Origin of the sequence: Parachryseolinea silvisoli (genome assembly GCF_021190955.1) — a bacterium.
GTDB classification, from domain to species: Bacteria; Bacteroidota; Bacteroidia; order Cytophagales; family Cyclobacteriaceae; genus Ohtaekwangia; species Ohtaekwangia silvisoli.
The window spans coordinates 682351-697873 of record NZ_JAIOAO010000002.1 but is presented as its reverse complement, the minus strand read 5'-3'; the positions used below and the strand labels follow the sequence as shown (position 1 = coordinate 697873).

At 50.8% G+C, this 15523-nt stretch carries 13 protein-coding genes; 11 read left to right on the top strand and 2 right to left on the bottom strand.

Features of this window, described 5'->3' with window-relative positions:
* The first annotated feature begins 22 nt into the window (after positions 1–22).
* Positions 23–1513, top strand: coding sequence for a GH3 auxin-responsive promoter family protein (locus K7P01_RS12745; protein ID WP_267293502.1), 1491 nt, complete (start codon positions 23–25; stop codon positions 1511–1513).
* 5 nt (positions 1514–1518) lie between these two features.
* Here K7P01_RS12745 and K7P01_RS12740 read toward each other — a convergent pair whose 3' ends face one another.
* Positions 1519–2127, bottom strand: coding sequence for a DUF2179 domain-containing protein (locus K7P01_RS12740; RefSeq protein ID WP_267293500.1), 609 nt, complete (start codon positions 2125–2127; stop codon positions 1519–1521).
* Positions 2128–2235: 108 nt separating this feature from the next.
* Here K7P01_RS12740 and K7P01_RS12735 point away from each other — a divergent pair, with 108 nt between their 5' ends.
* From K7P01_RS12735 to rpiB, 7 genes are all read left to right on the top strand, one after another.
* A complete protein-coding gene (locus tag K7P01_RS12735) occupies positions 2236–2901 on the top strand; it encodes a TPM domain-containing protein (RefSeq protein WP_267293498.1) in 666 nt (221 codons plus the stop codon).
* Entirely contained in the window at positions 2898–3686 is a 789-nt protein-coding gene (locus K7P01_RS12730; RefSeq protein WP_267293496.1) for a TPM domain-containing protein, read from the top strand. The genes K7P01_RS12735 and K7P01_RS12730 overlap by 4 nt, the downstream gene beginning before the upstream one ends.
* Before the next feature lie 16 nt (positions 3687–3702).
* Complete coding sequence (locus tag K7P01_RS12725; protein ID WP_267293494.1) at positions 3703–4638, top strand: TPM domain-containing protein; 936 nt, start codon at positions 3703–3705, stop codon at positions 4636–4638.
* A 25-nt stretch (positions 4639–4663) separates the two neighbouring features.
* On the top strand, positions 4664–6448 hold the full coding sequence (locus K7P01_RS12720; RefSeq protein ID WP_267293492.1) for a DUF885 domain-containing protein: 1785 nt from the start codon (positions 4664–4666) through the stop codon (positions 6446–6448).
* A 130-nt stretch (positions 6449–6578) separates the two neighbouring features.
* Positions 6579–7847 (top strand): serine hydroxymethyltransferase, encoded by a 1269-nt coding sequence (glyA, locus tag K7P01_RS12715; protein WP_267293490.1) that lies wholly within the window; start codon positions 6579–6581, stop codon positions 7845–7847.
* A gap of 57 nt (positions 7848–7904) precedes the next feature.
* Positions 7905–8777, top strand: coding sequence for a twin-arginine translocase subunit TatC (gene tatC, locus K7P01_RS12710; protein WP_267293488.1), 873 nt, complete (start codon positions 7905–7907; stop codon positions 8775–8777).
* Positions 8771–9205, top strand: coding sequence for a ribose 5-phosphate isomerase B (gene rpiB, locus K7P01_RS12705; protein WP_267295336.1), 435 nt, complete (start codon positions 8771–8773; stop codon positions 9203–9205). Before tatC ends, rpiB begins: the two co-directional genes overlap by 7 nt.
* Before the next feature lie 22 nt (positions 9206–9227).
* Here the strand turns inward: rpiB and K7P01_RS12700 are convergent, their stop codons facing one another.
* The gene (locus K7P01_RS12700) at positions 9228–10634 is read right to left on the bottom strand and encodes a glycosyltransferase family 39 protein (RefSeq protein WP_267293486.1); all 1407 of its coding nucleotides are present in this window, start codon (positions 10632–10634) and stop codon (positions 9228–9230) included.
* 116 nt (positions 10635–10750) lie between these two features.
* Here K7P01_RS12700 and rbfA point away from each other — a divergent pair, with 116 nt between their 5' ends.
* The 3 genes from rbfA to K7P01_RS12685 all read left to right on the top strand — a co-directional run bounded on the left by rbfA (position 10751) and on the right by K7P01_RS12685 (position 15426).
* The gene (gene rbfA, locus K7P01_RS12695) at positions 10751–11116 is read left to right on the top strand and encodes a 30S ribosome-binding factor RbfA (RefSeq protein ID WP_267293484.1); all 366 of its coding nucleotides are present in this window, start codon (positions 10751–10753) and stop codon (positions 11114–11116) included.
* A gap of 18 nt (positions 11117–11134) precedes the next feature.
* A complete protein-coding gene (locus K7P01_RS12690; RefSeq protein ID WP_267293482.1) occupies positions 11135–12361 on the top strand; it encodes an ABC transporter permease in 1227 nt (408 codons plus the stop codon).
* 122 nt (positions 12362–12483) lie between these two features.
* The gene (locus K7P01_RS12685) at positions 12484–15426 is read left to right on the top strand and encodes a DEAD/DEAH box helicase (protein ID WP_267293480.1); all 2943 of its coding nucleotides are present in this window, start codon (positions 12484–12486) and stop codon (positions 15424–15426) included.
* Positions 15427–15523 lie beyond the last annotated feature (97 nt).

Below are 15523 nucleotides of genomic sequence, written 5' to 3'. Positions count from 1 at the left end.
CAATTCTATACTTACTTGGGTCATGCAAAAGCGCATCCATCAAATGGAGCTTTTCATGAAGTACCCGCATGAGGTACAGGATGAGCTATTCAAAAAGCTCTTACAAACCGGCCGACTAACCGAGTTTGGCTCACGGTATGACTTCGGCAGTATTCACACATACGAGCAGTACCGCGAGCGTGTTCCCATTCATTCTTACGAAACGCTTTTCCCCTATATTGAGCGCCAGATGCGTGGCGAACAAAACCTGCTGTGGCCATCGGAGATTAAGTGGTTTTCTAAATCGTCGGGGACTACCAATGCTCGCAGCAAGTTTATTCCGGTGTCGCAAGAGGCGCTGGAAGACTGTCACTTCAAAGGGGGCAAAGACCTGCTGTCGATCTATGTAAACAACTACCCCGACACGAAGTTGTTTGATGGCAAGGGCCTTGCCGTCGGCGGGAGCCATCGCATTAACGAATTAGATCCCTCGGCTACATCGTATTACGGCGATGTCTCGGCGGTAATCATGCGCAACCTCCCACCCTGGGCGCAGTTCATTCGCACGCCCAGTTTAGAAACTGCGTTAATGAGCAATTGGGAGGAGAAGATCGAGAAGCTCGCACAGGAAAGCTCCATGGACGACGTCACCAACATTGCCGGTGTGCCGACGTGGACCATCCTTCTGATACAGAAAGTGGTTGAGCTGAAACAGAAAAAAAATATTATGGAGGTATGGCCCAACCTGGAGGTATTCTTCCATGGTGCTGTATCCTTTACGCCTTACCGAAATTTGTTTAAGTCATTGATTCCCTTCGAGGGCATGCGTTACTGGGAGATCTACAATGCCAGCGAAGGATTCTTTGGCATTCAAGACCAAAAGAACTCGGAGGAAATGTTGCTCATGCTCGACTACGGGGTATACTACGAGTTCATTCCCGTCAGTGAGATCGACAAGGAATATCCTCGCGCAATACCGCTCAGCGAAGTGGTGCTCGACAAGCAGTACGCCATGGTCATTACTACCAATGCGGGCCTATGGCGGTATAGTATCGGTGATACCATCAAGTTCACGTCGTTGTCGCCATATCGGATCAAGATCTCCGGCCGCACGAAACACTTCATCAACGCTTTTGGCGAAGAGGTAATTGTTGAAAATGCCGAGGCGGCGATTACTGCCGCGTGTGACCATACTGGTGCCGTGATCGACAACTTTACCGCTGCCCCGGTATACCTGGCAGAGGGTAAAAAAGGCGGACACGAATGGATCATCGAGTTTAAAGTGAAGCCGAATAGCTTGCACGAGTTCGCCCATATATTGGACGAAACGTTGCGCAAGATCAATTCTGACTACGACGCGAAGCGTGCGCACGATTTAGCCCTGGTCGCCCCCATCCTCCACAGCGTGGAAGAAGGAACATTCTATAATTGGATGAAGAGCCGGGGCAAATTGGGGGGTCAGAACAAAGTACCCCGCCTGTCGAACGGCCGCGAGTACGTTGACGATATTCTGCGCATGATGGCCGAAGTTTAGCGACGTCAGTCACCTTTTACACTCTTCAACCACGAGCCGATGCTCCACCGTGTATTTTCTTGTACTACCGTGCCACCATCGGCAGCCCGGTTTACTTTCTCTACAGTATAGAAGGCGGTCGGCAGAATGTCTTTGAGCTTCCCTAACAGGTCTTCCAACCGCTCACGCTCCAGTACGGTAAATACCAGGTTTTCGTCGCCATCGGGCCCTTCGGCATGCACCCGCGTATACCGGAAGTGTTGCTGGTTGAGGTAGGCGATCAGGTCGCGCACTTCTTTGCGGGTAATGATCCGCACGATCACTTTGCCGTAGGCAATCCGTTCTTCGATGATCATGCCCACGAAGATGCCCATGGCAAAACCTCCGGGGTAGGCAATGTAACAAATCCAGTTGTCGAGGTGCTCGAAAATCTGGCGTATAGCCATCAGCCAGATGAACGACTCAAAAAAGCCTAGCACCGTAGCGGTAACACGGCGGCCGCCCAATACGTAAATGATGCGAATGGTATTGATTGAGACGTCGCCAATGCGGGCGCAGAAAATCATCAGGGGCAAAAAGACGTAGCTGAAAACGTCTTCGGAGAATCCAAGTGTATCGACAAAAAAGCCTTCCATAGAGGCTAAAATTAGACAATTATCATCCATAATGGAATACTTTCTTCCTGCGGGGGCATGTTCAGTTGTTAACTCTTCCCCGTATCTTTGAAACAAACCACGCGCATCATGACCCTGAAACAAAAATTCAGCGACCAGGACCTGGACCGCATCAAAGCAGCGGTGAAACAGGCCGAAGATAGAATCTCAGGCGAGATCGTACCCGTCATTGTCGAGCGGAGCGGCCAGTACACCCTTGCCAACTACCGCAGCGCGTTACTGGCTGCAGCCTTTACGTTTGTGATCACGATTATTTTTGACCGGTACATCGTTGCCGACGCCTCGTATGCCCTATACTATGACCCCCTCTTTGTTTTTGTGGTGGTAGCACTGGGCGGTATTCTGGGTGGCCTGCTGCCGAACTACGTTGGCGGTTTGAAGCGCATGCTGGTGGGCCAGGTACAACTGGACTACGCCACACGCCAGCGCGCGGAAAATGTTTTCCTGGAAGAAGAGGTTTTTAACACGCGGCACCGCACCGGTATAATGATCTTCATTTCCTTCTTTGAACACGAAGTGATCGTCATCGCCGACCGCGGCATCAGCAAGGTGGTCGAGCAGAAGCAATGGGACAAGATCGTGGCCGGGCTCATTGGCAGCATCCGCGCCGGCAAGATTGTCGATGGTATGGAAACCGCCATTAAACGCTGCGGAGAAATTCTTCTCGAGAAAGGTTTCCATAAAACTGACGACGATATCAATGAGCTGCGGGACGATCTCCGCATTGACCAATGAATTTTCCCTACCCCGTGAACGTGCGTTTCCGACCTATCTTTCTATACACCTGCCTGTTGGCATGGTTGCTTCTGACGTCTTCCGTCCTCTTTGCACAGCTGGCAATACCGGCCCACAATGGCCAATGGGTACACGACGAAGCCGGCGTATTGTCGGCACAGACCGTGGCCGAGCTGGAGTATATGCTGAAAGCCGAGCGCGATTCGACCTCTAACCAGATCGCGGTGCTGATTGTCCCTTCTTTGCAAGGAGAATCGATTGAAGAATACGCGCTGCATGTAGCCTATGACGAATGGAAGCTTGGCAAAGCCAACAACGACAACGGCGTGCTGTTGCTGGTCTCCATTCAGGACAAGCGCGTGCGCATCGAGGTGGGCACGGGGCTGGAGGGACGTCTGACCGACGCGCTCTCGAGCCGCATAAACCGGCAGGAAATTTCCCCTTACTTTCGCCAGGGCGATTTCGACAGTGGCATTAAAGCAGGTGTTGTAGGTATTATCAAAGCCATCCAGGGCGAATACAAGAACGATGAACCCCGTACCAGGCGACCCAAACGAAACAGCTCCTCGATCCTTACGATTATCATTATCATTGCTGTGATCATTTTCCTCTCACGCCGGCGGGGCGGGGGGGGTGGTACCGGCTGGTCTTCGGGCGGTGGCTGGTTTCCAGTGGGTGGTGGCGGCGGCTTTGGCTCCAGCTCGGGTTCGTGGGGTTCGGGTGGCGGATCTGACTTTGGCGGTGGCGGCGACTTCGGTGGCGGTGGATCGAGTGATTCCTGGTAATGATGCAATAGCAACAATGAGAAAGACGCTTTTTCTTTTCCTGATACTTCTCTCAGTGGTCATGGGTGCCGCTGCGCAACAGCGCGCGATACCCGACCTGTGGGGCCACCGTGTGCACGACGAAGCACACGTGTTGTCACAAGCGACGATCGACCGCCTGGAAGTTATCTTGAAAGAACATGAAGATTCTACCACCAATCAAATTGCCGTGCTGATCATTCCTTCCCTGGAAGGTGAAGACCTGGAAGGTTATTCTATACGTGTCGCACACGACACATGGAAGCTCGGGCAAAAAAATCGCGACAACGGCGTGTTACTATTGATTGCGTTGGATGACCGCAAGATGCGCATCGAAGTAGGACAAGGATTAGAAGGTGTCCTGACCGATGCCATCTGCAGCCGTATTATTCGCAACGAGATGGCACCACATTTTCGTGAGCAACAGTATGAGGAAGGTGTTACGGCTGCCGTGCAGGCGATTATAAAAGCCATCCGGAATGAATATCAGGCCGATGACGACGACGATAGTTTACAGTCGGGCCTGTCCTGGAAAGAGCGTCTGTTCATGGGTGTATTTGTCTTTACCATCCTTGGCATCTTTACCGTACTCGGTGTTTTTGTGCCGGGTGGCAGCGGTTGGTTTCTCTATGCATTCCTCATACCATTCTACGCTACCTTTCCGATGTTCATTCTCAACACTAGCGGGGGATTGATTTTGCTTGGCTTATATTTAGTTTGCTTTCCGATAGCCAGGCTCATTGCCGGCAAGACGGCGTGGGGAAAACAAATGGCCGGGAAGGCGAAAAGCAGTAGCCGCCGGAATGGCGGTGGATGGTCGGGAGGGAGCTGGTCCAGCGGACGGTCTGGCGGCAGCAGTAGCAGCTCCTTTGGGGGCGGTTTCTCGGGCGGCGGCGGCAGCTTTGGGGGCGGCGGTTCCAGCGGCTCGTGGTAGTGTTTTAGAAACATCGTTTACATACATGAAATATTTTTCTCTCCTCACCCTGGCCGTAGCGCTGGCGGCATGTTCGCATGAACCAAAAAAAGAAGTCATGATGCCTGCAAAGTCTCTCCATGATTTCCTGGAACAGTACTACGAAGAGCGCTTACCGCTTTATCCGCTGGAAGCCACACAGGCCGGCGACAACCGGTATAACGATCTGCTGCCAAACGACATCAGCAAGGCCTTTCGCGATACCCTTCAGGCGTTCTATAGCCGATACGATTCGGGCATCCGGGCTTTCGATCGCACCAGGCTCTCAGAGCAGGAGCAAGTGAGCTATGACGTCTTCCTGCGCGAAATGCAGATCAGCCTCGATCGACTCAAGTTCCCTGAGCACTATATGCCCGTGCAACAATTCTGGGGCATGACGTTAACAATGCCGCAGCTTGGCAGTGGCCAGGGGGCGCAACCTTTCAAGACAGTAAAAGACTACGACAATTTCCTGCACCGTATCGACGGCTTTGCTGTATGGATGGACACGGCCATCGTAAACATGCGCAAGGGCCTGGCGACAGGACATACCTTTCCCAAAATCCTGATGGAGCGGGTGCTGCCGCAGGCGAAAGACATGGTGGTAAAAGATGTGACTAAAAGCACCTTCTGGATGCCGCTGAAAAGTTTCCCGGACAGCGTTGGCGCCGGAGACAGGAAGCGTTTGGAAGCGGCCTACACCCAGGCCATTCAAGAGAAGATCGTACCCTCCTATCAAAAGCTGTATGACTTTTTGCAGCAAGAGTATATTCCGCATACCCGTACGACGGCGGGCATCTCAGGCATTACGCAGGGTGCAGACTACTATAAATTCCTGGTTCGGTATTGGACTACCACCGACCTTACCCCCGAAGAGATTTACCAAACAGGTTTGGAAGAAGTAAAGCGCATCCGCACGGAAATGGAAAATGTCAAAAACGAGACAGGCTTTAAGGGTGACTTGAAACAGTTCTTTGACTATGTGAACAACGACAAAAAGTTCATGCCCTATAAAACTCCGGAGGAGGTATTGGCGGGATTCCGCGCAATTAACACGCGCATGGAGCCGCAGCTGAAGAAGCTCTTCAACCTGGTGCCGAAGTCGAAGTTTGAAGTACGGCAGACCGAGGCTTTCCGCGCGGCATCGGCCAGTGCCGAATACAACCAGGGTACACCCGACGGTTCGCGTCCGGGTATCTTTTATGTACCGATTCTTGATGCCAAGACCTTTAACTACACCGGTATGGAGACCCTCTTCCTGCACGAGGCTATTCCCGGTCATCATTACCAAAGTTCCTTGCAAATGGAAAATGAGGAGCTGCCCCGTTTCCGCCGGTTCTTGTGGTACGGTGCATACGGCGAAGGGTGGGCGCTGTATACAGAGTCGCTTGGCAAAGAACTGGGCCTGTATACCGACCCCTATCAATATTTCGGGCACCTGGGCGATGGTATACACCGGGCCATTCGCCTGGTGGTGGATGTCGGCCTCCACACGAAGCAGTGGACACGCGAGCAGGCTATTCAATATATGATGGAGAACGAGCCGATCAGTGAGCAGAGCGCGGTTGCCGAAATTGAGCGATATATGGCCATTCCCGGCCAGGCGTTGTCGTATAAGATCGGTCAGCTTAAGATACTAGCCCTCCGCAAAAAAGCATCGGAAGCGTTGGGCAACCGATTTAGCATAGCGGCCTTCCACGATGAGGTTTTAAAATACGGCTGTCTGCCGCTGGACGTACTGGAATCGCGCATCGACCAGTGGGTCGCGCAACAACAGAAGAACCAGCCTTAATCCGGGCAAAATACCGCCGGTGTACGGAGCCTAAATTAATCGGCGAATCTCTGGTAACTAGGGGGTTCGGATTATGTGGTTTCCGTGCACTCTTTTATTTTTGAGCCTTCTTATAAAAACCTCATCCACGATGAAAAGAGACAAAGTCATTTTTGACCTCATTGAAAAAGAAAAGCTGCGTCAGCAGCATGGCATCGAGCTGATCGCCTCTGAAAACTTTACCTCCCAACAGGTAATGAAGGCGATGGGTACCGTGCTCACGAACAAATATGCGGAAGGCCTTCCCGGCAAGCGGTATTATGGTGGTTGCGAAGTGGTGGATGAGATCGAGCAGCTGGCTATTGACCGTGCCAAGGAACTCTTTGGTGCTGAATGGGCAAACGTACAACCGCACTCGGGTGCACAGGCCAACGCTGCCGTAATGCTGGCGTGCTTGAAGCCCGGCGACAAGATTCTGGGTTTTGACCTGTCGCATGGTGGTCACCTGACGCATGGCTCGCCCGTGAACTTTTCAGGCAAGCTGTACGAGCCGCACTTCTATGGTGTGGAAGAAGCTACCGGCCTGATCGACTTTGACAAAGTAATTGAAATCGCGAAGCGTGAGAAACCAAAAATGATCATTTGCGGTGCCTCTGCTTACAGCCGTGACTGGGACTATAAAAAATTGCGTGAAGCAGCCGATGCCGTAGGCGCTGTGCTGCTGGCCGACATTTCACACCCCGCCGGTCTGATTGCCCGCGGGCTGTTGGCCGACCCCATGGAGCATTGCCACATCGTGACGACGACGACCCACAAAACCCTCCGCGGTCCTCGCGGTGGTATGATCCTGGTTGGTAAGAACTTTGACAATCCGTGGGGCATAACAACACCCAAGGGCGAAATCCGGAAGATCACTTCCCTGCTTGATTCAGGTGTATTCCCGGGCACCCAAGGTGGTCCGCTGGAGCATGTGATCGCTGCCAAGGCCATTGCCTTCCAGGAAGCCCTTTCGGACGAATACATGGAGTACGTCATACAGGTTTCGAAAAACGCCAAAGCGATGGCTCAGGCGTTTCTGGACCGTGGCTACAAAATCATTTCAGGCGGCACTGACAACCACCTGATGCTGATCGATCTGCGCTCAAAGAAACTGAACGGCAAACAAGCCGAAGGTGCCCTGATCCAGGCCGACATCACCATCAACAAAAATATGGTTCCTTTTGATACGCAGTCGCCGATGATCACATCGGGTATGCGCATTGGCACCCCGGCAATTACCTCGCGCGGCATGCTGGAAAAAGACGTTGTGAAGGTGGTGGAGTTGATCGATGAATCGCTTCAGAAGCCCGAAGACAGTAAACACCAGAAAGCTGTTAAGAGAAAGGTTAACCGCCTGATGGAGAAATTCCCCCTATATTAATCATTACTGCCCTTCTGGCTCAACCCCGGAAGGGCAGGTTCATTTTACCTATACACCATGCCTTTAGATCAAGATCCGATTGAAGAAGAGAGTGGCGAAGTGGAGATGTCGTTTCTCGATCATCTCGAAGAGCTCCGCTGGCACATTATCCGCTCATTGATAGCCGTTGTTGTTTTTACCATCGTTGCATTTGTAGAGGTAAAATGGATTTTTAAAAATATCATTCTGGCACCAGCCAAGTCCGACTTCTGGACCTGGCGTATGCTCTGTAAGCTTGGCCAGAAGTTTAGTTCACAAGACCTCTGTATTCAAGACATTCCGCTGGAGCTGCAAAGTCGCTACATGACGGGGCAGTTTACGATCACGATCGTAGCTGCGTTTGTGCTGGGGTTGATTTTCTCGTTTCCTTATATCGTGTGGGAGCTATGGCGCTTCATCCGGCCCGGGCTGCGCATAAAGGAACGCCGGAATTCTACAGGCGTGGTAGCCGCAGTGTCATCGTTGTTCGCAGCAGGTATTTCTTTCGGGTATTATGTCATCGCACCGTTGATGGTGTATATCATGGTCAACTACAAAATAGATGACATGATCCGCAACGAGTTTGATATCACCTCGTATGTGCAGACCTTTGTGTCGCTGGTATTCGGTGCTGGTCTGCTTTTTCAATTGCCGGTGGTGATCTATTTCCTCTCGAAGCTAGGCCTGGTGACGCCGGCCTTTCTGCGGAGGTACCGGAGACACTCGGTTATTATCATCCTGATCATCGCGGCGATCATCACCCCGCCCGATCCGTTGAGCCAGACGATCATTTCGATCCCGCTGTACCTGTTGTTTGAGATCAGTATCCTGATTTCGGCACGCGTGCAGAAACAGAAACTCAAAGAAGAGGAAGAAGAACGATTACGCGAAGAGCAAGAACAAGCATCATGAAAAAGATAGCGATAGGAAGCGACCATGCCGGTTTCGAGTATAAAGAAGAATTGAAGCAATGGCTGGAAAAGAACGGCTATGATGTGAAAGATTTCGGCACCTATAGCACGGCCTCGACCGATTACCCAGACTTTGCCCACCCGGTGGCAGAGGCTGTGGAGAAGAAGGAGTTTGACCAGGGCGTGCTGGTCTGTGGCAGTGCCAACGGTGTGGCCATTACGGCTAATAAACACCAGGGCATTCGTGCAGCCATTTGCTGGACAGAAGAGCTCGCCTCGCTGGCGCGTCTGCACAACGATGCCAACATTGTCTGTATTCCAGCCCGGTTCATCTCATTGGACCTGGCGGAAAAGATCACCAATAAATTTTTGACGGAAGCCTTTGAAGGCGGACGGCACGCCAACCGCGTGGGCAAGATCAGCTGCTAATGTTGAAGCGAAAGGTCGTAGGTTAACGTTTGTCGATTCGGGTGTAGAGTCCTTGGGCTGACGGCATGTACCGGCCTTTCAGGGCGGGTACTCGGTCGAAGAATTTGGGCATGAAGTTACCGGGATCGATGATTACTTCGGGCATGTCCGCCTGGAACAGCTCGCTCACCTGTATGACGTTATCGTAGAACTCTGGCTCCTCAAAGGTCTCGCGGGCCAGCTCCCAGTTGAGAAAACCAGTAGCCAGGGTGTTGTTTGCATAGACTGCGGGGTCATTGCCCAGGAAGAGGATGTGATGATCTTTTACGGCGCCCTTGTATGGGTTCTCTTTTACAAAAAGGTTTTCATAGTGCACGGCAGCGATGGCGCCACGCCGTGCGAAGTGTTGAATCGCCACCGTGGTAATCAGAAAAGCCCAGATGCCAATCTCTGCCAGTTTTTTGCGGCGGATCACTAACAGAAAGTGTGTTATAAAAAAGCAGAAGCTTGGGATGAGTGTGATGAAGCTCTGGGGTCGCAGCTCTTTTGAATAAAATATCTGCAGGAATGAGAACAGCATCCAGAAGAACATGGTTTGCACGAGTTGCGACTGGTATTTAGTAAAGCGGGCGTCGCGGTTCATCATGATGAGCGAGAAGACGAGGAAGCCCAACGGCAGGGCTCCCAGCAACCACAGGCTCGAGCCAGGCACGTACCACGTGTTGCCAAAGGCCAGGTTGGGCAGATAATAATACGTCCACAGTGCGCCCATGCCGTCGTAGAGGTAGTACAGGCTCATCAGCAATACGTGGGGCAATAAAAAGCCGAAGATCATGAGCAGGTAACTGCGGAAAGTGGCGCGGGTAAAAATCGCCAGGATCACCGCTGAGGCCAGCAGGTATACCACAAAGGAGAAGGCAAAAAGCGAGGCGATGGCGATATAAAAACCGAGGTTAAAAATAGAGCCGGCGCGCTGCTCGCGGAATTCAATCTGTTTGAAGAGGTTACTCATGGCCAACAGCAGGAAGCCGGAACCCAACAGCTCGGGGCTGAGGGAAATCACGTCAAAAGAAAAGAGCGAAAGTATGGCGAAGATCAGCGACGGAATAAAGGTATTTTCTGAAAAAGCCTTTTTGAAAATGAACACCATGCCGAGGTAGCCGGCCTGGGAGAAGATGATCAGCAGGGCCAGGATGTGACGGGCCAGAATAGAGCGGCCAAACATCCAATCAAAAACACCGTTAAACCAGGCAGCCAGGGGCGGCGTGGAGTCGATCAGTTCCGTATACAGCGTATGGCCATCGCGAACTTTTTCGCCTACCAGAATGCTTTTTAACTCCGGGTAGGTCATGCCGGGGCTGTTTAGGAACAGCGGCAGGCTGGCTATGGCCATAATGATGAGCAGGCCCAGCAGACGATAAGGGTCGTTTATGCGGAAATAACGAAGCAAGGCGTTTTTTTAAAGTGGCTTGTTAAAGTAACGCGAAAATTAGGGTAGTGGCTGTAAAGATTGAAATGAATCGCTCGTTTTTTCATCTTTGTCAGGTAAATTAAGTGGGGAATGCTATGAGCTCGACACGACAACTAAAATATTCTAAGCTTATCCAGAAGGAATTAAGCGATATTTTCCAACGCGATAAACGCGGTATTTTGGAGAATACCTTCATTACTGTGGCCGATGTGCGCGTCAGCGCCGACCTGGGTGTGGCGAAGATCTACATCAGTATGCTGCTCGCCAAGGAGAAGCAAAAGACGATGGACAACATCAACAAGCATAAAAGCGAGATCCGCAAGGCGCTGGGTGACCGTATCGGCAAACAGGTGCGCGTCATTCCAGAGCTGATCTTCTACCTTGACGAGGTCGAGGAAAATGCGCAAAAGATGGATGACCTGATCAAGAGCCTCAACATCCCGCCTGCTGACAAACCTTAACCGCTAAGCCCCCGCCCGTTGAATCTGCCCTTTTTTATCGCCCGGCGTTACCTGCTTTCGAAGCGTAAAAAGAACTTCATCAATGTCATTTCGATGTTGTCGATGGTCGGCGTGGCCTTTATTACCGCGGCGCTGGTGATTGTGCTTTCGGTGTTCAACGGACTGGAAGACCTGTTGCGTTCTCTTAACAATTCGTTCGACCCCGAAATCAAAATCGAAGCCACCCAGGGCAAATCTTTTCACGCTACCCCTGCGGTGCTGAAAAAGGTCGCTGCCGTGCCAGGCGTAAAAGTTGTAACCGAAGTGATTGAAGATTATGCGTATGTGCGGTATCACGACGCCAACCAGATCGTAACACTGAAAGGCGTAAGCGAAAACTTTATTGAGCATGGCCGCATTCCCCCCGAAAACATCACACAAGGCAAGCTCCGGTTAAAAGAGCGCCACATACCCTATGCCATGTTGGGCCAGGGCATTGCAAATACCCTGACCGTTGACGCCGGCAATACGGCTTTTCCAATTCAGGTTTATTACATCAAAAATGTGAAAGGCGGTACAACCGATCCTTCCCGTATGTATGCTCGTTTGAATATTTTGCCCGGGGGTGTATTCTCGATCATTCAGAACATCGACGAGAGCTATATGCTTGTGCCACTAGATTTTGCACAAGAGCTGTTGAGCTATGGCGACAAACGCACCTCGCTCGAGATCAAGACAATTGCCGGCAGCGATATACAAAAGGTAAAGCTCGGGCTGGCAAATGTGTTGGGTGAATCATTCCGCGTGCTGAACCAGGAGGAGCAGCATAAGGACCTCTATAGTCTGCTGAAGTTTGAGAAGCTATTTACCTTTCTGGCGTTCTCACTGCTGTTGGGCGTGGGGTCTATCAATATCTTTTTCAGCCTCATGATGCTGGCCCTGGACAAGAAAAAAGACATCTCCATTCTCGCAGCCATGGGCGGCAATCAACATCTTATCCGTAATATTTTCCTGGCGGAAGGCGCCTTAATTGCCTTTATAGGAGCCCTGTCGGGTCTCGTGATTGGTGGGGCTATCTGCTGGCTGCAACAATACTTTGGGATGGTTTCGATGGGTATGGAAACCTCGATTACACAGGGCTATCCCGTAAAAATGGACTGGACGGACTTTGCGGCGACGTTGGCCGTGATGTCGGTACTGACAATTATCATCTCGTATCGCCCGGCTATTCTGGCCGCGCGCTTTGGCTCGCCGCAGCAATTATAGGACGTAATTTCTACACTAAATTTGCTGATTTTCTCATCCAATTCTAATCCCGGAATGTTCGCTATTTTCCGGTCTAATGTCTACATTGCGGATTCTGTTTTCATCAAAAAACCGTTTTTGTGATGAAAGTTTCTGCTTCACAACCATTTCAAATTATCTATTCGTTGTACCAACACGAATACCTCGGCTATATTTTCGAGTCGTATATCGTGCATTTGGATGACAAGGGTAAACTTACGTATCAACACCAGAACATTTCGTCTAAGAACGCGCGCGAGTTTTCGAAAGGACTTGACGATCGCGACTTCGAGCTGATCGAGTTAATGGACTCGATGCAGCAGGAGACGATTGTCAAGAAGTTCTCCGCCAAATTTATGAAGCCGGAGGAATTCTTTGCCAAGACCTACGATAAGGCGAAGGGCAACGAAATGATCCAGGACCAGATCGAAGACTACCTGGAGAAACGTCGCGCGAAGATCCTCGAAAAGATGAAGGGCAAACAGCTCTTCGAAATGGGGAACGATGGCGAGCCCACGTGGAAACGAATTGACGTGCTTGAAAAGCGCGCTACGATTCAGTTCCACTTCATGCGTACCGACGATCAGACCAATTATTACCCTACTCTATATTTCCAGAGTAAGAAGTTGGACCTGCCGGATCCGTCTGCTTACCTGGTGTGTAAGAATCCGGCATGGATGGTGTTGAATGGCAACCTCTACGGCTTTGAGAAACATGTCGACGGCAAAAAGTTGATCCCTTTCTTTTCGAAGAAATTCGTGGTGATTCCACGCAATGTGGAGGAGACATATTACAACCGTTTCGTAGCACCCCTCATCGCGTCGTTTGACGATGTTGATGCTAGCGGTTTTGAAATCAACAAGACAACCTACGATCCACATCCGGTGCTGACGCTGTCGGAGCTTCACACGACGCAAATGGCATCGGCACCTTCGCTTTTTGAAGGCGGTGCGCAGACTGACGACACGAGTGACGAAAGTGGTAAGATTGTATTCGATCTTTCCTTTAAATATGGCAAGCATCGCTTCCGCGGTGACAATATTGGTCCTGTAAGCGTAAGCCTCGAAAGACAAGGCGAGGGCTATATCTTCCACCGGGTAGCTCGCCATGCAGACCTGGAAAAGAATTTCCTCCACACGTTGCAAAAGCTGGGATTGCCGATGAAAGGTTTCCGGGTGGCAGTTCCCAAATCGGAAGCATTTTCATGGTTGAATGAAAACCGTGTGAACCTCCTCAATTTGGGCTTTGAAGTAAGCCAGCCCGAAAGTCGCGACAAAAAATACTTTGTCGGCAAGGCGGTGATTGAGGTGGAGGTTAAAGAAAACATCGATTGGTTTGATATTCACGCCAAAATCCGTTTTGGCGAGTTTGAAGTACCCTTTAAGGATTTGCGCCGGCTCATTATGCGGCGGAAAGTGGAGTTTAAGCTTCCCAATGGTGAAATCGCCATTATTCCAGAGGCCTGGCTGACAAAATATGCCGACCTGTTCTCGTTGAGCGAAACGGAGGGCGATCATGAAAAGCCCGTGCTGCGCAAACATCACTTGAATCTGATAAAGGAGCTGGAAGAAGGCAACCTGGCAAAAGTTCATTTGAGCGAAAAACTGCGCTCTATGAGCCATTTTAGTGGCATTAAGAATTATCCGCTGCCCGCGGGCTTTAAAGGTGAGCTTCGTCCCTATCAGCGGGCCGGCTACAATTGGCTGCGTTTTCTACAAGAATACAATCTGGGCGGCTGTTTGGCCGATGACATGGGTTTGGGTAAAACCGTGCAGACGCTTACAATGCTACTCGCGGAGAAAGAAGCGGGTTCTGGCACTTCGTTGCTGATTATGCCTACGTCGCTGATCTACAACTGGGAAATGGAGGCCAACAAATTCACACCCGACCTGCGTATCTTGAACTATACAGGCACACTGCGCAATAAAGACATCCGGCGGTTTGAGAGCTACGACCTGGTGTTAACTTCATACGGCATTACCCGTTTGGACGTCGATCTTCTTCAGCAATTCTATTTTAATTATACAATACTCGACGAGTCACAGGTTATTAAAAACCCGACTTCCAACATCTCCAAAGCGGTTCGTGAGCTCAAATCCCGTCATAAACTGGTTTTAACAGGTACGCCTATTGAAAACACGACGCTGGATCTCTGGTCGCAGATGTCGTTTATCAATCCAGGTATTTTAGGCGCTCAGACGTATTTCCGCAACGAATACCAAAATCCGATTGAGAAGCGGAATGACGAAACCCGCTCCAAAAAGCTGCACGCTATCATCAAGCCATTCATTTTACGCCGCCACAAATCGCAAGTGGCGACGGAACTTCCCGAAAAGGTGGAAAACGTGCAGTATTCAACGATGACACCCGAGCAGGAAAAGCGCTACGAAGAGGTCAAGTCAGTGTACCGCGAAAAGATCTTTAAATTGATCGAAACGGAAGGTCTCGGAAACAGCCGTTTTATGATCCTGGAGGGTCTAACCAAACTACGGCAGCTTGCCAACCACCCGAAAATGGTCGATCAGGGCTATGCGGGCGATTCCGGCAAACACGAAGATATTACGCACATGCTGGAAAATGCTATGGGCGATGGTCACAAAATTCTTGTGTTTAGCCAGTTTGTGAAACACCTCGAATTAGTCAGAAGCTATCTCAAAAGCCGAAAAATAGACTTTGCCTATCTGGATGGCTCTAGTACCGACCGGAAGGAACAGGTGGAGCGTTTCAACAAAGACACTAACCTGAAGGTATTTCTCATCTCTATTAAAGCAGGTGGTCTAGGCCTGAACCTGACGGAGGCTGATTATGTATTTATTCTCGATCCCTGGTGGAACCCCGCGGTAGAGGCTCAAGCCGTAGACCGCGCCCACCGCATCGGGCAGAAAAAGAAGGTTTTCACCTATAAGTTCATCACACGCAATACAGTAGAGGAAAAAATCCTGATGCTTCAGCAGCGGAAGTTGAAGCTTACGACTGAGCTTATTACCACGGAAGAAAGCTTCATGAAGCAGCTTTCGAAGGATGACATAATGCAAATGCTGGTATAGATATGTAAACCGAGTGCAAAGGTTGCTGGCGCAAGAGTTAGCGCGAAGCGCGTCTCTTGTGACTACCCTTGGCGCCAGTCTTCAGACTGGCGAGGAA